This is a genomic window from Gloeocapsa sp. PCC 7428 (assembly GCF_000317555.1).
Lineage (GTDB): Bacteria > Cyanobacteriota > Cyanobacteriia > Cyanobacteriales > Chroococcidiopsidaceae > Chroogloeocystis.
Genome location: NC_019745.1, coordinates 553,675 through 576,826 on the forward strand (window position 1 = coordinate 553,675; position 23,152 = coordinate 576,826).

At 43.5% G+C, this 23,152-nt stretch carries 21 protein-coding genes; 5 read left to right on the forward strand and 16 right to left on the reverse strand.

Annotated elements, in window-relative coordinates:
• Positions 1-64 precede the first annotated feature (64 nt).
• The 6 genes from GLO7428_RS02465 to urtA form a co-directional block, all read right to left on the reverse strand.
• The gene (locus GLO7428_RS02465; RefSeq protein ID WP_015186974.1) at positions 65-247 is read right to left on the reverse strand and encodes a hypothetical protein; all 183 of its coding nucleotides are present in this window, start codon (positions 245-247) and stop codon (positions 65-67) included.
• A 562-nt stretch (positions 248-809) separates the two neighbouring features.
• On the reverse strand, positions 810-1,565 hold the full coding sequence (urtE, locus tag GLO7428_RS02470; protein ID WP_015186975.1) for an urea ABC transporter ATP-binding subunit UrtE: 756 nt from the start codon (positions 1,563-1,565) through the stop codon (positions 810-812).
• Positions 1,566-1,593: 28 nt separating this feature from the next.
• Positions 1,594-2,391: an urea ABC transporter ATP-binding protein UrtD gene (urtD, locus tag GLO7428_RS02475; RefSeq protein ID WP_015186976.1), complete on the reverse strand. Its 798-nt coding sequence runs from the start codon at positions 2,389-2,391 to the stop codon at positions 1,594-1,596.
• Between the two features lie 115 nt (positions 2,392-2,506).
• Positions 2,507-3,667, reverse strand: coding sequence for an urea ABC transporter permease subunit UrtC (gene urtC, locus GLO7428_RS02480; RefSeq protein ID WP_015186977.1), 1,161 nt, complete (start codon positions 3,665-3,667; stop codon positions 2,507-2,509).
• A gap of 93 nt (positions 3,668-3,760) precedes the next feature.
• A complete protein-coding gene (gene urtB, locus GLO7428_RS02485; protein ID WP_015186978.1) occupies positions 3,761-4,915 on the reverse strand; it encodes an urea ABC transporter permease subunit UrtB in 1,155 nt (384 codons plus the stop codon).
• Positions 4,916-5,013: 98 nt separating this feature from the next.
• On the reverse strand, positions 5,014-6,333 hold the full coding sequence (gene urtA / locus GLO7428_RS02490; RefSeq protein WP_015186979.1) for an urea ABC transporter substrate-binding protein: 1,320 nt from the start codon (positions 6,331-6,333) through the stop codon (positions 5,014-5,016).
• Between the two features lie 236 nt (positions 6,334-6,569).
• Between urtA and GLO7428_RS02495 the strand changes: the two genes are divergently transcribed.
• Positions 6,570-6,956: a pentapeptide repeat-containing protein gene (locus GLO7428_RS02495; RefSeq protein ID WP_015186980.1), complete on the forward strand. Its 387-nt coding sequence runs from the start codon at positions 6,570-6,572 to the stop codon at positions 6,954-6,956.
• A 14-nt stretch (positions 6,957-6,970) separates the two neighbouring features.
• Here the strand turns inward: GLO7428_RS02495 and GLO7428_RS02500 are convergent, their stop codons facing one another.
• The 9 genes from GLO7428_RS02500 to GLO7428_RS02540 all read right to left on the reverse strand — a co-directional run bounded on the left by GLO7428_RS02500 (position 6,971) and on the right by GLO7428_RS02540 (position 15,327).
• The gene (locus tag GLO7428_RS02500; protein WP_015186981.1) at positions 6,971-7,645 is read right to left on the reverse strand and encodes a cysteine hydrolase family protein; all 675 of its coding nucleotides are present in this window, start codon (positions 7,643-7,645) and stop codon (positions 6,971-6,973) included.
• The gene (locus GLO7428_RS02505; protein ID WP_015186982.1) at positions 7,636-7,983 is read right to left on the reverse strand and encodes a cupin domain-containing protein; all 348 of its coding nucleotides are present in this window, start codon (positions 7,981-7,983) and stop codon (positions 7,636-7,638) included. The genes GLO7428_RS02500 and GLO7428_RS02505 overlap by 10 nt, the downstream gene beginning before the upstream one ends.
• 193 nt (positions 7,984-8,176) lie before the next feature.
• Positions 8,177-9,745 carry an ABC transporter ATP-binding protein gene (locus tag GLO7428_RS02510; protein WP_015186984.1) on the reverse strand — a complete coding sequence of 523 codons (1,569 nt, stop codon included), beginning with the start codon at positions 9,743-9,745 and terminating at the stop codon, positions 8,177-8,179.
• Positions 9,746-9,760: 15 nt separating this feature from the next.
• Complete coding sequence (locus tag GLO7428_RS02515; protein ID WP_015186985.1) at positions 9,761-10,474, reverse strand: cysteine hydrolase family protein; 714 nt, start codon at positions 10,472-10,474, stop codon at positions 9,761-9,763.
• Between the two features lie 33 nt (positions 10,475-10,507).
• Positions 10,508-11,542, reverse strand: a complete 1,035-nt coding sequence (locus GLO7428_RS02520) for a formamidase (RefSeq protein WP_015186986.1) — start codon at positions 11,540-11,542, stop codon at positions 10,508-10,510.
• 72 nt (positions 11,543-11,614) lie between these two features.
• The gene (locus GLO7428_RS02525) at positions 11,615-12,016 is read right to left on the reverse strand and encodes a hypothetical protein (protein ID WP_015186987.1); all 402 of its coding nucleotides are present in this window, start codon (positions 12,014-12,016) and stop codon (positions 11,615-11,617) included.
• A gap of 36 nt (positions 12,017-12,052) precedes the next feature.
• Positions 12,053-12,973 carry an ABC transporter permease gene (locus GLO7428_RS02530; RefSeq protein ID WP_015186988.1) on the reverse strand — a complete coding sequence of 307 codons (921 nt, stop codon included), beginning with the start codon at positions 12,971-12,973 and terminating at the stop codon, positions 12,053-12,055.
• Positions 12,974-12,991: 18 nt separating this feature from the next.
• The gene (locus GLO7428_RS02535; RefSeq protein ID WP_015186989.1) at positions 12,992-14,137 is read right to left on the reverse strand and encodes an ABC transporter permease; all 1,146 of its coding nucleotides are present in this window, start codon (positions 14,135-14,137) and stop codon (positions 12,992-12,994) included.
• Positions 14,138-14,151: 14 nt separating this feature from the next.
• A complete protein-coding gene (locus GLO7428_RS02540) occupies positions 14,152-15,327 on the reverse strand; it encodes a BMP family ABC transporter substrate-binding protein (protein WP_015186990.1) in 1,176 nt (391 codons plus the stop codon).
• A gap of 406 nt (positions 15,328-15,733) precedes the next feature.
• On the opposite strand from GLO7428_RS02540, the gene GLO7428_RS02545 reads away from it, so the two are divergent.
• A complete protein-coding gene (locus GLO7428_RS02545) occupies positions 15,734-19,357 on the forward strand; it encodes an NB-ARC domain-containing protein (protein WP_015186991.1) in 3,624 nt (1,207 codons plus the stop codon).
• A gap of 37 nt (positions 19,358-19,394) precedes the next feature.
• Here GLO7428_RS02545 and GLO7428_RS29635 read toward each other — a convergent pair whose 3' ends face one another.
• A complete protein-coding gene (locus GLO7428_RS29635; RefSeq protein WP_339366793.1) occupies positions 19,395-19,682 on the reverse strand; it encodes a hypothetical protein in 288 nt (95 codons plus the stop codon).
• A 500-nt stretch (positions 19,683-20,182) separates the two neighbouring features.
• Here GLO7428_RS29635 and GLO7428_RS02555 point away from each other — a divergent pair, with 500 nt between their 5' ends.
• The 3 genes from GLO7428_RS02555 (at position 20,183) to hemH (ending at position 22,809) form a co-directional block, all read left to right on the forward strand.
• Positions 20,183-21,121, forward strand: a complete 939-nt coding sequence (locus tag GLO7428_RS02555) for an SPFH domain-containing protein (protein ID WP_015186992.1) — start codon at positions 20,183-20,185, stop codon at positions 21,119-21,121.
• Positions 21,122-21,171: 50 nt separating this feature from the next.
• Entirely contained in the window at positions 21,172-21,315 is a 144-nt protein-coding gene (locus GLO7428_RS02560; protein WP_196797443.1) for a hypothetical protein, read from the forward strand.
• A gap of 330 nt (positions 21,316-21,645) precedes the next feature.
• Positions 21,646-22,809 carry a ferrochelatase gene (hemH, locus tag GLO7428_RS02565; protein ID WP_015186994.1) on the forward strand — a complete coding sequence of 388 codons (1,164 nt, stop codon included), beginning with the start codon at positions 21,646-21,648 and terminating at the stop codon, positions 22,807-22,809.
• Positions 22,810-23,152 lie beyond the last annotated feature (343 nt).

Genomic DNA, 23,152 nt, shown 5'->3' on the forward strand with positions numbered 1-23,152 from the left:
GCTACTTGAGGGGTCGGTACTTTTATATCTTACCCACTCGGCACCGCTTGATTGAGGTAGTTATTTAAGTCGCTGTCGCTACCGTCATCACCATGAACGGTAAGCCGGCAAGGAAACAAGTGATAAATACCCACACAGAAAAACTTTTAATGTCTTCTTGTGCGATCGCGGATTTCATTTGAGTTATTGCTAAAGGAAATACCGTCAATAACAGTGTAATGACAACAAAGTAGTCTAATAGTGACATTCTTTATTCCTAGACAGCGCTTTACCTTGAATGATGTCGCTCTCGCAGTAGCTATGACTCTTTCTTGAGTCTAGTTATTCACTTTTGACACTTATCACTATAGTTAAATAACTTTTTTGCCGCTGTCTGTGTCTGAGAATACAAAGAAATTAAATGATAGCGACTTGTATTATGAATTTGCAAATGATTTATGCTAAATAAAAATGTGTTCTCAAATACACAAGACTCTTATTATAAAATAATTCTTTAGTTAGACGGTGATTTAATGGCAAGCCAATATTATGGCTATTAGCAGGAAAAACAAATCGCAACGCATATTCAATTCCTGGGACTGTTATACTTTTGGCTTGTATGTATTATCCTATACATAGCTGAATGTAGAAGACCGTCCCAGGATTTTTTATAGGATTCATCAGCGATAATGACTGTCCTAACAGGCGATCGCCAGTATTTAGGCAATAGCAAATTCGACTAATTACTAATAATTAAAATGATGAGTGAAGGGTGATTCTTTTACTAACCACTCGCTTAGTTATCGAACCGCAGGTAATATAATATAAATTTAAACAGCCAAAAACCTTTGAATGACATCTTGGCTTAACTCGCTCGTACGACCAGAGGCAACGATACCACCTTTTTGCATTGCATAATAGCGGTCTGCTTGACGAACAAAGTGGAGGTGTTGTTCCACAAGTAAGACAGAAATTCCTGTCGTTGTGATAATTCGACGAACAGCGGCTTCAATTTCTAAAATGATTGAGGGTTGAATTCCTTCGGTAGGTTCGTCTAAAACAAGCAATCGTGGTTGTCCCATTAAAGCACGCGCGATCGCAAGTTGTTGTTGTTGTCCGCCACTCAAGTCACCACCCATCCGCGATAGCATTGTATTTAAGACTGGGAAGAGTTCAAAAATTTGCTCAGGAATTTCTTGTGTGCGTTTGCTGTGGCGTCGGGCTTCGAGTCCGAGTAATAAATTCTCTTTTACAGTTAAACGCGGGATTATTTCTCTTCCTTGGGGAACATAGCCAATACCGAGTTTAGCACGTTGGTCGGGAGTTTTTGAGTTAATAATTTGTCCATTAAATGCGATCGCACCGCTACGAGGACGAATCAAGCCCATAATTGTTTTAAGTAGTGTTGTTTTCCCAACACCGTTGCGCCCGATCAAACACACCATTTGTCCAACGGGAACACTTAAATCGACATTACGCAGAATGTGACTTTCGCCGTAGTAAACGTTAAGATTTGAAACGTGTAGCGTATGTTCTTGACTTATGGAAGTTGGATCGGGAGCGATCGCATCACGGGTATAACTCATAGTTTGCTATTTTGTTAAATGCTGTAAATTACAGTTCAGAGCCTGAAGTTTCGAGTTCTAGCGAGTGTGCTGTATGTGAGTCATCCATCGGCTGTCCTAAATATACTTCAATCACTTTAGGATCGTTTTGAACTTGATCGATGTTTCCCTCGCACAATACTGAACCTTGATGAAGTACAGTCACCTTGCGCGCAATCTGGCGCACAAATTCCATGTCATGTTCAATCACTAAGATCGAATGACTTTCAGCTAAAGCGAGTAACAAATCGCCAATATTTTCAGTTTCTTCATCGGTTAACCCTGCGACAGGTTCATCGACAAGTAATAAATCAGGTGATTGCGCAACAAGCATCCCAATTTCTAAGCGCTGCTTTTCGCCATGCGAGAGTAAACCTGCGGGGATATCGGCGCGAGAAGTTAAGCCAATTGTTTCGAGTAAACCGGCGATTGAGTGGCGTTCCGCACTTTTTGGTTTACCAAACAAAGTTGACCAAATATTTTTTTTGCGGTTGCTGGTGAGTTCGAGATTTTCTCTTGGGGTGAGATTGAGGTAAACTCGTGGAGTTTGAAATTTACGACCAATTCCAAGTCTTGCGATTTGGTGTTCGCTAAGCGATCGCAAGTTGCGTCCTTTGAATAAAACTCGTCCTTGTGTTGGTTTGGTTTTGCCAGTAATCACGTCTAAGAATGTCGTTTTTCCGGCTCCATTTGGACCAATAATAACGCGTAGTTCGCCTACATCTAAATTAAAATTGAGATTATTTAAAGCTTTGAAACCGTCAAAGCTGACTGTGACGTTTTCGATTTCTAATATTTTTTCTTGCATTGTGTACCTTGGGTAAATTTTACAGAATGTAGCATTTTTTTATATTGAACCACTAAGACACATAGACGCGTCACCGGCTTCCCGTCGGGTAGGGCGCAAAGAAGTTGATTGCTCATTATTCGCTGCTTTTTGCCTCTAGTTCTTGTTTTTCTTGTTGAACTTCGGGGTCTTCTTCTAAGCTGGGGTATGTGAAGGCTGGTTTACGACCTCTTAGGCGTTGAAATCCTTCGCTACGCAACCAGCCGACGATACCATCGGGAAGTACTGTGACAACAATTAAGAAGAGTGCGCCTTGGAAGAATAACCAAATTTCGGCAAATTGTTCGCTTAAGAAACTGCGGGCGAAGTTAACAAGTAATGCGCCCAAGATAGCACCGACAAGTGTTCCTCTACCGCCAATTGCTACCCAAATGACCATTTCAATTGAGAAAGCAACATCCATGAGTCTAGGGGAGACTGAACCACTTTGCAGCGTATACATTGCGCCTGCGATTCCTGCTAATGCGCCTGAAACCGCAAAAACAAGAACTTTAAATTCTGTGGGATTGTAGCCTGAAAAACGAACGCGACTTTCATCATCGCGAATTGCCATTAATAAACGCCCAAAACGCCCGCTTGTCAGCCAGCGGCAAAGCGCGTAAGCACCGATTAACAGTAAAATTGTTAATGTATAGAAGGTAAATTGTGCAGATTGTGTATTAACTGATGCGCCTAATAATGTTTGAAAGTTTGTTAAACCGTTAGTACCGTTAAATAGTTTTTGTTGTCCGTTAAAAAAGTTGAAAAAGACGATTGTTGCGGCTTGGGTGAGGATGGAGAAATAAACGCCTTTGATGCGATTACGAAAGACTAAATAGCCGAGTAATCCAGCCAGAAGTGCAGGAATTGTGACAACGGCAAACGTGGCGAAGGGAAATGAATAAAAAGGACGCCAAAACCAAGGTAACTCTGTACCGCCGTACAAACTCATAAATTCTGGCAGTCCTCCAGCAGCATCTTCAAGTTTGATATGCATCGCGATCGCATATCCACCCAACGCAAAGAAAATGCCGTGTCCTAAACTCAGTAAGCCAGTGTAACCCCAGATTAAATCAATTCCTAGAGCAACAATTGCTAATGCTAAAAAGCGCCCTAATAAATTGAGGCGAAAACTTGTCAATACGGCTGGCATGACAAAGATTAACAGCAGTGCGATCGCAACTACAATAGCGGCTTCAATTAAGAATATCCGCTGCCGCTTTCTTCCTTTAACTCCAATTTGAGAAATTGCATCCACCGCGATATCTCCTTATTTTCTCTTCATCCCTTTATGCCCTCGCCCCAGTACGGGCAAGGCAATGCCTTGCCCGTACGCCCCTACACCCCTGCTTCACGCATCGACTGTGCGACCTTTCTGCGGGAATATTCCACCAGGACGCACCTGCAAAAACGCGATAATTAACGCAAATACCATTACCTTCGCCATACTTGTCGTTGCAAAGAAGGTGAAGAAATCTGCCAGCGGCTGAATTGGTGTAAATAGGATTGCCAACGTACCTGAACCAACGAGATAATTAACAATACCAATCGCTAAAGCAGCAACGATCGTACCCACGAGCTTGCCTACACCGCCAACTACTACAACCATGAAGGTATCGACAATGTAGTTTTGTCCGGTATTAGGTCCGACAGAACCGAGATAACTAATTGCACAGCCTGCAACGCCAGCTAAGCCCGAACCAAGCGCAAACGTAAGTGCATCTACTTTCTGCGTAGGAATTCCCAAACACGAACTCATGCTACGATTTTGCGTGACAGCGCGGATGCGTAATCCCCAAGGCGATCGCTGTAAGAAGTAGTAAAGCCCAGCAACGCAGACGATTGTTAAAGCAATGATAAATAATCGTGCATACGGCAATTGAAAGTTACCTAAGGGTAAACCACCACGCAGCCAAGTCGGTGCGGATACATCGACGTTTTGTGCGCCAAACCAAGGTTTTGTAACGGCTAATTGATACGTATCAGCGAGGAATCTACCAGCAGCGATCGCAATTCCCAACGATAATGGTAATAATGCGGCGACGAACCATTTACGCTGAGGACTTTGACGGCGATTTAATATCCACAAACCACCAAAAAATAACAAACAAAAGATTCCTATCCCGATTACCAAAACCCAATTTACACTGCGTACAAACTGCTGCAAAATTAAACTCACGCCCCAAGTTGCTAGCAGTGTTTCTAAAGGTCGTCCGTAGAGATAACGAATGACTCCACGTTCGAGAATCAATCCCACTCCCGCCGTGACCAAAAATGCCAAGATGAGCGCAAAAAAGATATAAATATCAAAAAAAGGTTCAGCGAACTGTCGAAAGCCATTTTGGACGACAAACGTAGTGTATGCGCCAAGCATCATCAACTCACCATGTGCTAAATTGATGACTCCCATCAGTCCAAAAACAATCGCGAGTCCTAGCGCTGCAATCAGTAAAACAGCACCAATACTAATCCCATTAAATAAGCCGTCAAACAATCCTATTAGCACTTATCTTCTCCCACTACGGAGTTAAAGAACAGGTAATAGGTAATTGCTAATTGGTAAGTAAGAATTTATATAGACCAATTACCCATTACCACTCATCTTTAAGTCATTTTGAATCTGCCACCTTTGTTAGGATCAGACCAATCACAAGCATATCCTTTTGTTTCTTTCACGAATTGATTCCAAGGAATTGGTTCAACGGCTGAATCAGTAGAATTAATGATTTCAAACATTCCATCATCTCTGACTTCGCCGATACGCACCACCTTAGAAATATGGTGGTTAGGCTGCATTGTAACTGTACCTTCTGGAGCATCTAAAGTTTGCCCATAAGCCGCCGCACGTACCTTTGCTAAATCCTCCGCTGTACCTGCTTTTTCTACCGCTTGCTTCCACAAATAAACGGCAATATAAGCAGCTTCCATCGGATCGTTCGTGACGCGGTCTTGTCCATATTTTTGCTTGAAAGCTTGGACAAATCTTTGGTTTGCTGGTGTCTCTACTGTCTGGAAATAGTTCCACGCAGCGTAATGACCTTTAAGATAATCAGCACCAATGGCTCTTACTTCTTCTTCAGCGATACTCACTGACATCGAAGGATAGCGATCGGGTGTCAATCCTGCGCCTTGTAACTGCTTAAAGAATGCTACATTACTATCACCATTTAAAGTGTTATAAATGACACCGCCATTGGGTAATGCTTGACGAATTTTAGTGATAATTGGTGTAACTTCGGTGTTACCTAAAGGTAGATAGTCTTCGCCAACAATTCTGCCGCCCTTTTCTGCGACTTGCGCTTTAATGATAGTATTGGCAGTACGCGGAAAAACGTAATCTGAACCTACTAGAAAGAAGTCTTTGCCTTTATTTTGCAACAACCAATCGACTGATGGTTCAATTTGTTGATTCGGCGCTGCACCAGTATAAAAGATATTTTTAGAACATTCTTGTCCTTCATATTGCACTGGATACCAGAGCATATGATCTCTTTGTTCAAAAACAGGTAGAACATTCTTACGACTTGCCGAAGTCCAACACCCAAAAACCGCAACAACTCGATCTTGGTCAATTAATTTAGTTGCTTTTTCTCTAAAAGTATCCCAGTTGGAAGCACCATCTTCTACGATCGCTTCGATGCGTCTACCAAGAACGCCACCAGCATTATTAATTTCTTCAATCGCTAGCTGTTCTGCATCGACAACGCTTTGTTCGCTAATTGCCATTGTGCCACTGAGCGAGTGCAAGATTCCTACTTTAATCGTGTCTCCACCACTCGCAGTCGTTGTTGTACTAGCTGGCGATGACGCATTCGTTGCACTCGTTGTTGTTTGGTTATTGGTACAAGCCTTTAAAAAAAGACTAGAACCAAGAGTTGCGGAACCATATACAAGAAATTTACGCCTATTAAATCTGCTTACCATTGGCTATTGAGTACTAATATCTGAGAGTGACATCTATCTAGAGACAAGTCTGTTATATTAATGCCATACTGGTAGGGTTTTTGTATCTAAGAATACTAAACTTATTCGCTACCCGTCGCCACACCGATTAAGCCTTACAGTGCAATTACGTACTGAATTTAAATATTTGTAATGAAATCGCCTCAATATCGCAGTTGCATAATAGAAATCAAGAGGAAAGCTGTGAGGTTATAGTTATGTCGGAAGCAGCAAAATCTTCACCGCTCGTTGGTGCTGTAGCGACACTCCTAGAAAATTATGCAGCAGGAAAACGGAACTTCAGTAACGCAAATCTAGGTAACGCTCAACTTCAAGGCGAAAACTTAAAAGGCGTTGACTTGAGTTATGCCGATTTGAGTCAAGCAAAGTTGAGCAACGCAAATCTAAGAGGTGCTGATCTAAGTTATGCCGATTTGAGCCAAGCTGATTTAACTGGTACTGATTTACGAGGCAGTTTACTCCTTGGAGCAAATCTACGTCAAGCTGAACTCAAAAGTGCAAAGTTAGAAGGCGCAGATTACGATCGCAATACGCATTTTCCGGAAAATTTTGACGCTGTGAGTGTGGGGATGAAGCAGAGATAAGAGGTAGTTGGAGGTCAGATACTGCCAAATGCTTGCATAACATTAGCAGCGGTTGCTGTCCAGCCAACGATTCCACCTTGGGCGCGAATCATTTCTAAGGTAGATTCTTTAAACTCTGGGAAGTAGCTTGCTGTTGCATCTTCAACAAGTAAACATTCAAAGCCGCGATCGTTGGCTTCGCGCATTGTTGTTTGGACGCAGACTTCGGTAGTCACTCCGGTGATAATCAGGTGTGTAATGCCTTGTTTGTGTAGATAGGATTCGAGAGAAGTTTGGTAAAAAGCACCTTTACCTGGTTTAGAAATCACGATTTCGCCTGTCATTGGCTGTAGTTCAGGAATAATCGCATTCCCTAATTCACCTAAAATAAGTATGCGTCCCATTGGTCCTGGATCGCCAATTTTTAACTGACCGTTTCCGCGACGCAACTTTGACGGCGGACAGTCGGATAAATCCGGTTGATGTCCTTCAACGGTGTGAAATACGGGTAATTGACGTTTGCGAAAGATTTCGAGTAAGCTCTTAAGAGTGGGGATAATTGCGCTTAAGTGACGCACATCATTACCTAATGCTTCCCCAAATCCACCAGGTTCTAAAAAGTCACGCTGCATATCGATAATTAACAGTGCTACTTTCTGCAATTCTGAGGGAAGTTCGTAATCGTAGGGTTGTGCAGCAATTAAGACCATAGCACTACAGGTTTTTCCCAAATTGCTAAGACAATACAGCCAGTTTCACTTGTAACAGTGTGACTCGTACCAGGAGGATTAATCACCAAAGTTCCGGTTTGGTGTTCGCCATTGCGATCGCTTTGCGAACCAGATAGTATAAAAATATGTTCAAACCCAACGTGTTCGTGTTTCGGGACAACTGCACCAGGTTGATACCGTAATAGTGCCGCTGTTGCCCCCTGTTCGCCGTCTTGATAAAAGCGATAAATATCTACCCCAGGGCGAAAAGGTTCCCACGGTAGATCGTCATGCCAAGCAGCAATATTGAATAAGTTCTTAAGTGTCAAAACTTTCATAGTTGTTTGTAATTAAGTGAACTAGTAAAAATAAAGGATGGTCATTGGTAACTGGTAATTGGTCATTGGTAACTGGAAAAATACTTATTAAGAATTCCCTATTACCCATTACCCATCACCACTAATTAGTCATTGGAAAAATACTGATGAAGAATTACCGATTACCTACTACCAACTTCAACAAGTGTGGTATTTAATCATGTCCTGCCATACGTTGACCAATGGTAGTAATATCAGCATCAGCGATCGCACTTTCATAAACAAATTTGCCTTCGCTGATGACAACAATGCGATCGGCGAGTGTGAGAAGTTCGTCCAAATCTTCACTGACTAACAGTACCGCAACACCACGATTGCGGGCAGCAACGATTTGGGTGTGAATATATTCAACAGCAGCGAAATCTAAACCGAAACAGGGATTAGCGGCAATGAGTAAATTGATGCACGAACTTGATAATTCGCGGGCTAATACAGTACGCTGGACGTTACCACCAGAAAGATTGCCTACCGGTGCATCGACTGAAGGGGTTTTGATCGAAAAGCTACTTACCAAACTTTTAGCTGCTTCGCGCATTGCTTTGAGAACGAGTAACCAACCGAATGACGCTTGTGGGGGACGATCGAATGTGCGTAATGCTAGATTTTTTGCCACACTCATGTGCGGAACGCACGCATTGCGTAAAGGTTCTTCGGGAAGTGCAAAGACGCGATGACGAAACATCTGTGCGCGAGTAGCGGTGTATGTTTCGCCGTTAACTAATATTTGCCCTGCTGTCGCCGGACGTTGACCTGCTAAAACTTCGACTAATTCGCGTTGACCGTTACCAGAAACCCCCGCAATTCCAACAATTTCGCCACTGCGAACAGTTAAATTAACACCATTGACAGCGGCTAAACCATTGTCTTTATGGGCGTGAATGTTTTTGAGTTCTAAAACTGGAGTTGTTGCAACTGATGTTATTTTATCAAGCTGCTGCGTTTCGCGACGTTCTCCTAGCATCATTGTTGCTAAGTCAGCTAGTGATAAATCTTTGACCAACCCATGACCAGCTTTCTTTCCTTTGCGCAGTACCGTCACTTCATCGACAAATGCCATCACTTCGCGGAATTTGTGACTAATCATCAATACGCTTAAGTTTCCCGCTTGCACTTCATTGCGGAGTAACCCCAAGACTTCATCAGCTTCCTGGGGAGTTAACACCGATGTTGGTTCATCTAAAATCAGAATCCGGCTTTGTAAATAGAGTTGTTTGAGAATTTCTAGCTTTTGCTTTTGTCCCGCAGCCAATTGCACCACTGGAGTATCAAGATCAACTTGAAACGGTGCGCTTTGCATAAATGCTTTGAGTTGTGCATACTCGTTTTTCCAGTTAATTACGTTGCGATCGCCGTATCGTGACAGCACTAAATTTTCCGCAACAGTCATGGCGGGGACAGAAGTAAAGTGCTGATATACCATACCAATGCCATATTTATGCGCATCGCGAGGACTGGAAATATTACGCGATCGCTTATCGACTAACACATCGCCTTTATCAGGAGTGTAAAAACCCATGATGCACTTGACTAACGTACTTTTTCCCGCGCCATTTTCGCCTAAAAGTGCGTGAAACGTTCCAGGTTTGAGGTGTAGCGAAACATTATCTAGCGCTATCATTGCGCCAAATCGTTTGGTCATGTTCACCACTTCTAAATCGGGTGGTAAAGTTAACTTTTCGCTAATAGTTTGTTGCTTTTCAATTGCATCTGTTAATCCTGACATTGGTTTTCCTTGGTTCTAATGAACACTTACCTCTGTTTGAACTTTCATAGGCGCGATCGCCTCAATAAATGCTTGCGAATCAGCAACCGCACCAAAGACACCACCTTGCATTTTGATCATTTTTAACGCCGCTAAGTAGTTACCGTAATCGGTTGCGCCTGTGCAGTCGGAGAGTAGCAAACATTCATAACCGCGATCGTTCGCATCGCGCATTGTCGTATGAACGCAGACATCAGTTGTAATTCCGCTAAGAATGATATTTTGAATGCCTTTGCGGTTTAAAATCAAATCTAAATCAGTTGCATAGAATGACCCTTTTCCTGGCTTATCGATAATCACTTCGCCTGGAAGCGGTGCAAGTTCGGGAATAATTTCCCAGCCTGGTTCGCCACGAACGAGAATTTTGCCACAAGGACCAGGATCGCCAATTCCCGCACCAATTTGTTGCGATCGCCAGCGTTTATTTTCTGGTAAATCAGATAAATCTGGTCGATGTCCCTCGCGCGTATGAATGACATGAAAACCTTTTGCCCGTGCAACTTCTAGAACTTTCCGAATTGGTTCAATCGGTGCGCGAGTCAACGACAAATCGTATCCCATGCGATCGACATAGCCGCCAATTCCGCAAAAATCCGTCTGCATATCAATAATTAGCAGTGCCGTATTTTCAGGACGCAAATCGCCATTAAAAGGATAGGGATACGGATCAGCTTCAACAAAGTGTACCATAGTAAATTTAGATTATTGGCAAAAGAACACTATCTAACTCTTTTCAACCTTCCCTCGCTCCTCGCTCCTTACTCCTCGCTCCTCATAAGTGCGTGTCGGAGGTGGAAAACCGCAAGCAGTTCCATCTTTGTGAATCACCGCGTCTTCCCACGGGAGGCGATAGCAGCCGTTAACTAAATCTTGCATATAGGTGTAAGGACAATCTTGCGCGCCACCTTTAACGGCAACATAACCGCGATGTCCAAATTGATAAATATTATTTTCTACACCCCAGTGAATACGGGCTTCGCGGACGAGATCGGGGCGTACCTCGGCAGTGATAATTTCATCAGGGCGATCGCTTCCCTTCACTAACGGCGTACCGTCAAAATTAACGATCATACCTTCGCCCATCGAGTCAAACGTGCCATCGCTACCGCACATACACACTGATGCAGTGTACATCAGATTACAAAACGCATTGGCTTGATTCGTGATTTGCCAACTATGCCGAATTGGTGCAGTGTAACCCGCCGTCCGAATCATAATTTCTGCACCTTTGTAGGCACATTCGCGTGCCATTTCGGGAAACATTCCGTCATGACAGATGATGAGTGCGATCGTGCTACCGTTAGGACCAACGCATACGGGAATTCCTAAATTACCTGGTTCCCACGGTTCGACAGGTATCCACGGATGCAATTTGCGGTAGTAAAGTTTTAATTCTCCGGTATCATCAATAATAATGCCGCTATTGTAGGGATTTCCGTGCGGATTGTATTCCACGATCGAGAAACAGCCCCAAATGCGGTGATCTCGACAAGCTTTTTGAAACGCAGCAACTTCTGGTCCATCCAAGCGGCACATAATTTCCGGATTCGTATCCATCGATAAGCCGTGAAGTGAATATTCCGGAAACACAACTAAATCCATCGCGGGCAAATTGCGGCGGGCTTTGGCGACCATCTGACAAATGCGATCGCACTGTACAGTTAAATCATCGGGAGTCACAATGTTGGGAAGTTGTAGCTGCACAAGACCAATAACGACTCCGTTAGGTGATTTGTTGAGTCCACCGAGTCCACTCATGAAAGATCTCCTTTATTTGCAATGTAGGATGAGGACATTAAAAAAGCTCAAAACTATTGCCCCAACTCACGTTTAATCCTGTCCGATCTCCGACCTCTGATCCCTGATATAGTTGCGCCAACCACCCCAAGAGGTAATTTCGCGCTGGTTTTCACATAAGATTGGTTCGCCTAAAACGCCGAGAACTTCGCTACCGTCTTCGAGGACGACTTTACCGATGCAAAGTCCAGGGGGTTCTTGGAGTAAGACTTGTACAAGTCCGCTGGGGGGGATTTGCCAAATTTCCAGGGCGATCGCATTTCCACCACTGGCGACGCGCAGCATCGCGGGGTGTTTATCGTTGATTGACCAGAGGCGATACACTGGTGCGGTTTTGGCTTCGCGTACGAAGGTGGCGTTGACGGCTAAGAGATTAGGGTTGAGTTCTAAGCCGCGCATTAATGTGCCGTTGACTGCTAAGAGTAAATGTTGCATTCTTTATCTCGCTCCTCGCCCCTCGCTCCTAACCCCTCATTGCCCTAATGCCCCTGGTGCGCCATTGAGTGTGCGTTTGGGCGAACAGGTGAGGATCATGATGAGGAGGGTGAGAATGTAGGGGGAGGCGTTGAAGAGGTAGTAGTAGGAATCGATACCAACGGATTGTAGCGCGGGACCGATCGCTTGCGCACCTCCAAAGAGGAGCGAGGCGTATAAGCATTGCATTGGTTGCCAACGCGCGAAGATGACGAGGGCGACTGCCATTAAACCTTGACCGCCGGAAATACGTTCGTTCCAGCTACCAGGATAGTAGAGGGATAAATAAGCACCGCCGATTCCTGCGAGAAAGCTACCGACGATGATGCATAGCATTCGGACTTTGAAAATTGAGATTCCCATTGCTTTGGCGGCGTCGGGGCTATCACCAACCGCGCGGATGTAGAGTCCCCAGCGTGTGGCGCGAAAGAACCATTGCATTAAGGGTGCGATCGCAACTCCAATTAAAAATAATGGGCTAATCTGCAATGCTGATTGCACTTGTGGTAAACTGCTCCATGCCCCAAATGGCAGCGCGGGGAGTGGTGGCGCGGAAGGTTGAATAAAGGGTTTACCTAAGAAAAAGGCAATTCCGCTACCAAAGATGATCATCGCGATGCCTACTGCGACATCGTTGACTCTGGGTTGTTGCGATAGCCACCCGTGAATCACACCTAACATCATGCCGGCGACTCCTGCCATAATAACGCCTAGCCACGGCGAACCTGTAAGGTATGACATTGCATACGCACTCATTGCACCTGTGAGAAGGGTTCCTTCAAGTCCTAAGTTGATTTTGCCGCTTTTTTCGGTGAGGCATTCGCCTAAACTGACAAATAGAAATGGGGCGCTACCGCGTAGTGTTCCGGCGGCGATCGCTAGGGGAACTCCCCACCAGCCTAATGCTTGAGTTTCCATTTCCTTTCTCCTACAATGCTACGTAGTAACCGCTGAACCCTGACCGCTGACCGCTGACCGCTCCTTAAAAAACCTGCCGTAGAGCGATTCGCTAAACAGAACGACTAAGAATACTAAACCTTGAAAAACAAGAACTGTGGCATCAGGGAGGTTATGCGATCGCTGTAAACTTCCACCACTTGCTAAAATTCCACCAAGTAAAATGGCGACTAAGGTTGCCGCTAAGGGATTATGTCGGGCAATAAATGCAACTAAAATACCGCTATAGCCGTAATTTGCATTCAAAGATTCATTCGCACGTCCATGCACAGCGGCAACTTCAACCATACCGGCTAATCCGGCACAAGAACCGGCTAAAAAGCAAATCATCATGGTGAGTTTACCCACAGGAAGTCCGGCAATCCTCGCAGCGCGGATATTTCCACCCGCAACGCGCGCCGCAAAGCCGAACGTTGTGCGTTGAATCAGGAAATAAGCGATAACACACGCAACAAGTCCGTAAATCAAACCATAGTGAACGCGAGTTCCAGGGATATCGCCTAACATATTAATTTCTGCGATCGGGTAACTCGAAGGCTTGTTGAGCGAACTTGGATCGCGCATGGGTCCACCGACAAGGTGATTGAGGAGCGCGATCGCAATATAATTTAGGAGCAAGCTACTAATCGTTTCATTTACGCCGCGATAATGCCGTAACGCACCCACAGCCCCAATCCACAATCCACCACAAACAATTGAGGCGATCGCCATCGCAATTTGTACTACCGTCGGTGGCGCGGATGATAACGCTAGCCCTGCGGCAACAGCCCCCAAACCCCCAACAACAATCGCGCCTTCGTTTCCAATAATCACCAAACCGAGACGTGCAGGAAGCGCAGTACACAACGAACTTAGCATCAATGGTGCAGCGCGTAGTAACGTATTCTGAAACGCCCGCCAACTACCAAACGCGGAGCGATAAATTGAAGCATAAACACCAAAAGGATCAGCACCAGCAAACGCACAAAAAATGCCAAATAGTAGCAACGAAAACAGCAACGCCGCTAAAGGTATGCAAAGTGCTTCAATGCTTCGCGAGTTGTAACGATTAATCATAATTTTGGTAACTGGTAATTGGTCATTGGTAACTGGTAATTGGTCATTGGAAAAATACCCATTACTCATTACCCTTTACCGCATTAACTACTTACATTCCCCACAACACCTGTAACTAACCAATTCATCTTTTCCAATTCTTGATCTTGCTGCTGAAAATCTTTACCAGCCGGAATCACAACTTTTCCAGTGTTATCTTTCAGTTCGCCTCGGTAAACAATCATGCTACCATCCATAAACTTTGCTTTAGCAGCATCCGCAGTTTGCCTAGCATCTGCACTCACCGCAGTACCATAAGGCGATAACTTCAAAAAGCCATCTTTCAAACCACCACGTACTAGATGGGGAATTCCGCCATTCATCAATGTTTGACCTGCACGAATCATTTCGACATAATTCGTATAAACTTGCGTCCAATCCCACTCTGCACCTGTAAGATATCCCTTGGGTGCAAGTGCAGCTTGATTAGCATGGTAGCCACTACAGAAAATTCCGCGTTTCTCTGCGGTTTCCATCACCACTTTAGGACTATCTACATGACAGGTAATAACGTCAATACCTTGATCTGCCATGCTGTTGGCTGCTTCAGCTTCTTTAACTGGTAATGCCCAGTCGCCTGTAAAAATAACTTGTGTTGTAATTTCAGGTTTAACACTACGCGCGCCCAACGTGAAGCTATTGATGTTACGCAGTACCTGCGGAATAGGTTTAGCAGCAATAAAGCCTAATTTACCTGTTTTAGACGTTTGACCAGCAACAACGCCAGCTACATACTGTGCTTCATCGATGTAACCGAAGTAACTGCCAACGTTTTGCGGATGTACGCCATCTTGGTAAAGTCCACCGCAGTGAAAAAACTGGACTTCAGGATACTCTTGGGCAATTTTGAGGATATGCGGGTCATAATAGCCAAAAGAAGTAGGAAACAAGATAGTCGCGCCATCTTCTTCAATCATATTCCGCATTGTTTCTTCGACTGCGGTTGTTTCAGGAACATTCGCTTCTTCAACAATTCTGACACCTAGGAGTTTAGCAATTCCTGCTGCACCTTCTGCATGAGCTTGATTGTAGCCGTAGTCATCTTTAGGACCAACGTAAATAAAACCAATCACAAGCGGATTATCTCCACCACCCGCAGTATTCGCTTGCGTTTCTTGAGTGGAAGCACATCCACCTAACTTGGCGGTTACTCCAAATGCAGTCGTTGCTAAAAGCCCACGAACAACTTGACGACGAGATAAATAGATTCTTTTACTCACTCTAACTCTCCTTAACACAAGGATCGTTGCGGAAAATTGCTTTCTTTGTTAAGTGAGCTTATCAGTCTTACTCAACAATGAAAATGCAAAAAAGTTCGCTAAAGGTGCGTTAAAAGTGCGAGGAATGTTGCCCAAGTAACAAAGAGCAAGTCAAGAAAACTCTAAAATCTGCATTGATCAAGCTGCTGTAAGTATTACCAGGGATAGATGCTGGCAATTTGTAGGTGTGAGCAAGGTGCAAATTACACAACTGTTCATTTAAATGCTTCAGCCTAGCTAGAAACACTATACCTGCATATTGCTCAAATTAAAACTGCATTAAAAATTACTTTCTTCTTCGTGTCCTTTGTGACTACCCTGCGGGAAGGCTACGCCAATGTGGTTCGTTGTTTCATAATTTTGCGTAATGAATAGTGAAGAAGCACTAGCGATTGTCCAAACTTTAGCTGAAGAACCTTTAAGTAAGCTGCAAGCTTCTGTATTTCGTTATGCATGGGAAGAACAGCCGTATCAAGAAATTGCCAAACAACTTGGTTATGAAGTTGGTTATCTCAAGCAAACCGGTTCGCAGTTATGGCAAGTTCTCAGTCGTGCTTTTGGGGAAAAAGTTTCTAAAAGTAACGTGCAGTTAGTTCTCAAGCGCAAAGCCAGAGAGTTGACTGCTGAATGCGTAGGCGATTCCATCTCAAATCTCAAATGCGATTGGGGTAACGCTCCTGATGTTTCAGTTTTTTATGGTAGAAATGCAGAATTAGCAACACTCGAACAATGGATTATGCGCGATCGCTGTCGTTGGGTTGGCTTGTATGGGATGGGTGGAATTGGTAAAACCTGTCTCGCAGTCAAGTTAGCGCGCGAAATTCAAAGTGATTTCGAGTACATCATCTGGCGCAGTTTGCGGAATGCACCACCGATTTTAGACTTATTGGCAGATTTAATCCAATTTCTGTCACAGCAACGCGAAACGGATTTACCAAATACGCTTGATAGTTGCATTTTACAGTTATTGCAATACTTACGCGCGCATCGCTGTTTATTGATTCTCGATAATGGCGAGACAATCCTGCGATCGCCTTCTACTGACGAAGCGTACACTCAGTTATTCAAATCTATTGCCCAAACTCACCATCAAAGTACACTAGTCCTCACAAGTCGCGAAAAGCCTAACTCAATTGCGGTGGAAGAAGGAGAAAATTTACCCGTGCGATCGCTACGACTTTCAGGTTTAAATGAAAGTGCGATCAAAAAAATCTTTGATACTAAAGGTTTTTTCACTGCATCGCATCCCGAATGGAAGCTACTCATCGAGCATTATGCCGGTAATCCTTTAGCTTTAAAAATTGTTGCTGCGGGTATTCAGAATTTTTTTGATAGTAGTATCAGCAACTTTTTAGAAGTTCTACCTCAAGGTGCTATCGTTTTTGGTGATATCCGAGATTTACTTGCAAGTCAAATCAATCACTTACCAGAATTAGAATTACATATTCTGTACTGGTTAGCAATTAACCGAGAACCTGTAACTTTATCTGAACTCAAAACAGATATTAGTTCACAGATAGCTTTAGGTGAATTATTAGATGCGATCGCTGGTTTAGAAAGAAAATGCCTCGTTGATAAAGTTGCACCTACGCTAAGCGAAAATGGCAAGTTTACACTACAACCTGTCGTTATGGAATATGTTACCGATCGCTTAATTCATCAAATCTATGAAGAAATTAATCATAAAACCATACATTTGTTTAATTCACACGCGCTGATTAAAGCAACGACAAAAGATTACATACGCGAAACACAAAAGCGTTTAATACTCCAACCAATTACAGATAAATTAATTAATAATAATAGTAAAGCCAACCTAGAAACAAAATTTCAACAAATTCTCTGCAACTTGCGTAACAAACCTCAACGAGTAGCTGGGTACGCAGGCGGCAATATACTGAATATACTTTGCTATCTACAAACCGATCTAAGCAGTTGGGATTTTTCGCAAATCAGTATTTGGCAAGCATACTTGTGTTGCAGCAATTTACAACAAGTTAATTTCACCTCAGCCCACTTTGCTAAATCTGTTTTTACTGATACTTTTAGTCAAGTTTTATCGGTTGCTTTTAGTCCTGATGGTAAGTTACTTGCAACAGGCGATGTCAACCATGAAATTCACGTCTGGCAAGTCACTGACGGAAAACAAGTACTTACTTGTAAAGTCGATGCAGGTTGGTTGTGGTGTGTTGCTTTTAGTCCTAATGGTCGCCACTTAGCAAGTAGCGCTAACTGTACCGTGAATTTGTGGGATGTCCAGACAGGAGAATGCATTAAATCATTTCCAGGGTACACCGACCGCGTATTTTCTGTTGCGTTTAGTCCTGATGGTCGAATGCTAGCAAGTGGTAGTGAAGATCGCTTAGTACGAGTTTGGGATATTAAAACGGGTGAATTGTTGCATACTTTTGCTGGACATACGGATGAAGTGCGTTCAGTTGCTTTTGCACCGCAACACTATGCACATAGCCATCACGGAGGATTGTTAGCAAGTGGTAGTTTTGACGGTACTGTGCGCGTTTGGAATATAGATACAGGCGAGTGTTTGAAACTTGCGGAACATCAACAGAAAGTGTGGTCTGTAGCGTTTAGTCCTGATGGTAGTATCATTGCGAGTGGCAGTAGCGATCGCACAATCAAACTTTGGGATGTTCGCACAGGAACAAGTATTAAAACCATTACTGCACACTCGCAGCAAATTCGCACCGTTGCGTTTAGCGGTGATGGGCAAACGCTAGCAAGCGGTAGTGACGATCAATCGGTCAGGATCTGGAATTATCATACAGGTGAGGTTTTACGAGTTCTTAAAGGACATACGAGTTGGATATCGACAGTTGCATTTAGTCCCAATCATTACTTATTGGCTAGTAGCAGTGAAGATCGATCCGTGCGTTTGTGGGATAGCCGCAATAACTTTTGTCTGAAGACTTTGCAAGGGCATAGTAATGGTGTTTGGTGCGTTGCTTTTAGTCCCGATGGTACGCAGCTTGCGAGTGGTTCTCAGGATCGCTTGATTCGCTTGTGGGATACAACAACAGGTAAGCATTTGGGTAGCTTACAAGGACATACTAGCTGGATTTGGTCGGTAGCTTTCCATCCTGAGGGAAATGTCTTAGCAAGTGGTAGCGAAGACCGCACAATTAGATTATGGGATACTCAGACACGACAACATTTAACAACGCTCAAAGGACACGCTGATGCAGTGTTTGCTGTGATATTTAGCCCTGATGGTAAAACACTGTTTAGCGGTAGTCTCGACGGAACGATTAGACTTTGGAACATACAACAACAAACGTGTCATCCTTGGCAAGGACATCGCGGCGGTGTTTGGTCAATTGCTTTAAGCTTAGATGGAACGCTACTAGCAAGTGGTAGTCAAGATCAAACGATTAAACTTTGGGATGTTCAAACAGGTTGCTGCATTAAGACGCTATCCGGACATACGAGTTGGATTCGTGCGTGTGCCATAAGTTGCGATCGCCAATATCTTGTCAGTGGTAGTGCTGACGGCGTGATTAAAGTTTGGCAAATCGAAACAGGGCAATGCATTCAAACGCTACAAGCGCATCAGGGTCCAGTATTATCAATTGTTTTTGATCCTAGTGGCGAGAACTTTGCAACGTGTGGCACTGATGCAGTCATCAAACTTTGGCAATGGCATCCTACCTGTACAATCTCAAAGACTCTACACGGACATAGTAAATGGGTCAGGTTTTTAGCTTATAATTCGGATGGACTTCTTGCAAGTTGTAGTCAAGACGAAACAATCAAACTTTGGAATTTTAATGGCGATCGCAATCTCACTCACAAAACGCTACAAGTTCCTAGACCTTACGAAGGCATGAATATTACTGATGCTCAAGGCTTGACAGAAGCGACTATGACTACACTAAAAACATTGGGTGCTATCGATTCAAATACTTTAGCAGGCGTCAGAGAGCAGGGTCAACAACTAGTTGGCGTCATGCTTCTATCCTCTACAGTGTCCTAACTCTATTGACTATTGTTACAGATTAATAGAATTAAAATTATATTCTATCTATCCAATCTTTTCCACCAGGAAGCTGACTTAAAATCTTATTAATGACTGTAGATAACTCTTTTTGTGAATAATCGTATGTAAGTAATAGCAACTTGCACGCATCTGCTATTATCTGCTTTTTATTAACGATTGTGCCAAGCTGGGAAGGACTATAATTTCCCTCCATTACTTCTTCACTAGCAAGGTAGATGACTTCTTCCAATTCATCTTCCAACATTGTCTCCCACTCATCAGGCTTGACGTAATAGGAAGACTTATTGTCTTGTGAATTCAACTTTTTAATTTCTCTAATTGAGCTACGAATTGAATTTGCTCAAGAATTAGTTAACCGTTGTTCTACCTGATTTTTTATTAAGTGAATTAGTAACCGCAGTAGACATGACTGAATATTACGCAGAATGGCTTATCTACTCATTCCCTCAAGCTCATCGACAATCGCCAAAGCATCTGCGTAGCGTCCTTCTAAAATACTCTTTCTGAGGTCTATAAGTTCCTGCGTCATGTTGTTGACTGCCTGTAAAACTCACAGCCTATTGCCTGAAAGTATTTTCATTGTATTTCATTTTAACTTGGCAAATAAATTCGTTGCTAAACAAACAAAGCCCACCGACCTGGTCTACGAATAAGACCTTACCCACTCAAAACTCTTACTGAAAGCGTCACACTTCGCTTATGTAGCCCCGAAGGGAGTCGGAGGCTATCTTCAAATTTTTTTATCATTTTAATATAATCATGATATCATTGCGATAACAATTACAGCTATAGAGGTAACTCATGGAACCAATAAGAGAAGTTCCGGCGTTTAAGGTTAGTGGATTTGTTGCCTTGGGCGTGGTTTTAGCCGTAGCGATCGCCAGCGTATGGCAACTGTGGTCAGGAATACATGGGTTAACCGCCGCTGTGGGTAGAGATCTCAGAATTAGTGACTTTCTTGGTTTTGATGATTCCTTAGCTGAATTAGGAGCATGGCTAGGAGCGATACTGATAGCAGTTGTCATTCCGACAATTTCGGGCTTTTTTACCGTTGAGCCAAACCAAGCGGTAGTACTTGTCTTTTTCGGTCGTTATGTCGGTACTGTCAAAGATGCAGGCTTTTGGTGGACTAACCCATTTACAAATAAATACAAGGTTTCCTTGCGAGTACGAAACTTTAACAGCAAGCTTCTCAAGGTGAATGATGCTCAAGGTAGTCCAATAGAAATTGCGGCGGTGGTGGTGTGGCAAGTGGTAGATTCAGCGAAATCGCAATTTGGCGTTGATGATTATGTCCAGTTTGTGGCGCTGCAAAGTGAAACTGCATTAAGAGCCTTAGCGATACGCTACCCTTATGATGCTCCTGATGAAACTGCGATTCCTTCTTTGCGAGGAACTCCTGATGAAATTGCTCATGCATTGCAAAAGGAACTGCAAATGCGCTTAGAAGTGACAGGAGTTGAAGTATTAGAAGCAAGACTATCACATCTAGCTTATGCTCCTGAAATCGCGCAAATGATGCTACGTCGCCAACAAGCCAGCGCAATTATTGATGCACGCAGACAACTAGTCGAAGGTGCAGTGGGAATGGTAAACGAAGCCCTCAAGCGATTGAGCGAACAGCAAATTATAGAATTAGACGAAGAACGCAAAGCGAGTATGATCAACAATTTACTCGTGGTTCTAACCTCGGATCAAAATGCTCAACCTGTGGTGAACACTGGTAGTTTGTATACATGAGCCAGAAGAAAAGGTTTTTACTGCGATTAGACCACAGGCTTTATGAGGTCATGGAAAAATGGTCTGCTGACGAGCTAAGAAGTGTCAATGCTCAGATCGAGTATCTGCTGACAGAAGCAGCACGTAAGGCGGGGAGATGGCAAGAAGGTAAGCAGCGTAAATCTCACAATTCTCAAGAGGAAGAAGATGAGTAAGGTTTCTTCCTCTTTTTCTTGCGTTTTTGTCGATGATACAGAGTATACTTATTTAATAATTTTTCTCAACAGCAACTGTAGAGCACGTGAAAAATTCTAGTACTAAGATCAATTGTTAAACCTTGTAAAGGTAATCCAGAAAAATATGCAGCACCAACCTACACTTAAAACCATAAGATGCGCTACGCTAGCGCGTATAGCCACTGATAGCAGTAGCTAGAGCCTTGCAAAATTGTGAAATTGTCTTCGTCAAGCAGAATAATACAATTGATAAAGATATATTGTTAAACTTAGTAACAAAGCTGAAAACACTGGGGTATTGTAACGGCTATGGGTCGAATTGGGGTACTACTACTCAATCTAGGTGGACCGGATCAACTAGAAGATGTCGGACCGTTTCTGTTTAATTTGTTTTCTGACCCAGAAATCATTCGTCTTCCTTTTCCTTGGTTACAAAAACCCCTAGCTTGGTTTATTTCGACTCGACGGACGAAGCTGTCGCAAGAAAATTATCGCCAAATCGGAGGCGGTTCACCGCTACGTCAGATTACCGAAGAACAAGCCGAAGCGCTGGAAAAACAGCTACGCAAAAAAGGACACGAAGCAAAAGTATACATCGGGATGCGTTATTGGCATCCATTTACGGAAGAGGCGATCGCCGGCATCAAACGCGATAACATCGAACGCTTAGTGATTCTACCTTTGTACCCGCAATTCTCAATCAGTACAAGTGGTTCCAGCTTCCGGTTACTGCAAAGACTGTGGCAAGAAGACCCAAAGCTTGAAAAAATTGAATACACCGTGATTCCTTCTTGGTATAAGCAGCCAAGCTATTTGCAAGCAATGGCGCAGTTAATTGCCCAAGAACTTGACAAGTTTCCTAACCCTGACGCAGTTCACATCTTTTTCAGCGCGCATGGCGTACCAAAAAGCTACGTTGAAGAAGCAGGCGATCCGTATCAACAGGAAATTGAAGAGTGTACTGCACTCATTATGCAGACACTCAATCGACCCAATGCTCATACGCTAGCTTATCAGAGTCGTGTTGGTCCTGTAGAGTGGTTGCAACCTTATACTGAGGATGCACTCAAAGAACTTGGTGCGCAAGGTGTAGAAAATATCGCAGTTGTTCCAATTAGCTTTGTTTCTGAACACATCGAGACACTACAAGAAATCGATATTGAGTACCGCGAAGTAGCTGAAGAAGCAGGAATTCACCACTTTTGCCGCGTTCCAGCATTGAACACTCACCCAGTCTTTATTCAAGCGATGGTTGACTTGGTAGAAGAAGCGGTGCGAAACCCCAGCCTGAAGCTATCGCAAGTGACTCAAATGAAGAAAAAAGTCAGAATGTACCCGCAAGAACGTTGGGAGTGGGGTATGACGACAACAGCAGAAGTCTGGAACGGTCGCTTGGCAATGTTAGGCTTTTTAGCGTTAGTGATCGAGTTAATTACAGGACGCGGGTTACTACACTTTGTCGGAATTTTATAAGATATGTTGGATCGCTAATATCAGGCTATTTCATTCTCAGCAGATAGTTGATAAGCAAGTCAGCTGAGATTCAACATATTACTACTGTTCAACCATAAGCACGCCTGCTATTGAGGCGCATGGTAAAAGCATAATCTAGCCTGTTTACTCTGGTAGCAAGATGTCGAGGGTTTCTAGCGATTGGTGCAAGTAGCGGAAGTCTTTTGTTAGAGCGTAGTTGGCAGATTGTTGGTAGGGTGCGATCGCACTACGTAAATTGTAGTGTGTATAAGTTTAACCTGAGTTCGGGTTAAACATATGAAGGTAAAAGCCATTCAAGTTGAAGGCTAGGTTTCTGAGGTTG

What these genes read in the sequence shown, in the direction of transcription:
- GLO7428_RS02555 (WP_015186992.1), top strand. Translation starts at nt 20,183, where the DNA reads ATGGAACCAATAAGAGAAGTTCCGGCGTTTAAGGTTAGTGGATTTGTT.
- GLO7428_RS02545 (WP_015186991.1), top strand. Translation starts at nt 15,734, where the DNA reads ATGAATAGTGAAGAAGCACTAGCGATTGTCCAAACTTTAGCTGAAGAA.
- GLO7428_RS02535 (WP_015186989.1), bottom strand. Translation starts at nt 14,137, where the DNA reads ATGAGTAATGGGTATTTTTCCAATGACCAATTACCAGTTACCAATGAC.
- GLO7428_RS02515 (WP_015186985.1), bottom strand. Translation starts at nt 10,474, where the DNA reads ATGGTACACTTTGTTGAAGCTGATCCGTATCCCTATCCTTTTAATGGC.
- hemH (WP_015186994.1), top strand. Translation starts at nt 21,646, where the DNA reads ATGGGTCGAATTGGGGTACTACTACTCAATCTAGGTGGACCGGATCAA.
- urtA (WP_015186979.1), bottom strand. Translation starts at nt 6,333, where the DNA reads ATGGTAAGCAGATTTAATAGGCGTAAATTTCTTGTATATGGTTCCGCA.
- GLO7428_RS02530 (WP_015186988.1), bottom strand. Translation starts at nt 12,973, where the DNA reads ATGGAAACTCAAGCATTAGGCTGGTGGGGAGTTCCCCTAGCGATCGCC.
- GLO7428_RS02560 (WP_196797443.1), top strand. Translation starts at nt 21,172, where the DNA reads ATGGAAAAATGGTCTGCTGACGAGCTAAGAAGTGTCAATGCTCAGATC.
- GLO7428_RS02495 (WP_015186980.1), top strand. Translation starts at nt 6,570, where the DNA reads ATGTCGGAAGCAGCAAAATCTTCACCGCTCGTTGGTGCTGTAGCGACA.
- urtD (WP_015186976.1), bottom strand. Translation starts at nt 2,391, where the DNA reads ATGCAAGAAAAAATATTAGAAATCGAAAACGTCACAGTCAGCTTTGAC.
- GLO7428_RS02465 (WP_015186974.1), bottom strand. Translation starts at nt 247, where the DNA reads ATGTCACTATTAGACTACTTTGTTGTCATTACACTGTTATTGACGGTA.
- GLO7428_RS02525 (WP_015186987.1), bottom strand. Translation starts at nt 12,016, where the DNA reads ATGCAACATTTACTCTTAGCAGTCAACGGCACATTAATGCGCGGCTTA.
- urtE (WP_015186975.1), bottom strand. Translation starts at nt 1,565, where the DNA reads ATGAGTTATACCCGTGATGCGATCGCTCCCGATCCAACTTCCATAAGT.
- GLO7428_RS02500 (WP_015186981.1), bottom strand. Translation starts at nt 7,645, where the DNA reads ATGGTCTTAATTGCTGCACAACCCTACGATTACGAACTTCCCTCAGAA.
- GLO7428_RS02510 (WP_015186984.1), bottom strand. Translation starts at nt 9,745, where the DNA reads ATGTCAGGATTAACAGATGCAATTGAAAAGCAACAAACTATTAGCGAA.
- GLO7428_RS02505 (WP_015186982.1), bottom strand. Translation starts at nt 7,983, where the DNA reads ATGAAAGTTTTGACACTTAAGAACTTATTCAATATTGCTGCTTGGCAT.
- GLO7428_RS02520 (WP_015186986.1), bottom strand. Translation starts at nt 11,542, where the DNA reads ATGAGTGGACTCGGTGGACTCAACAAATCACCTAACGGAGTCGTTATT.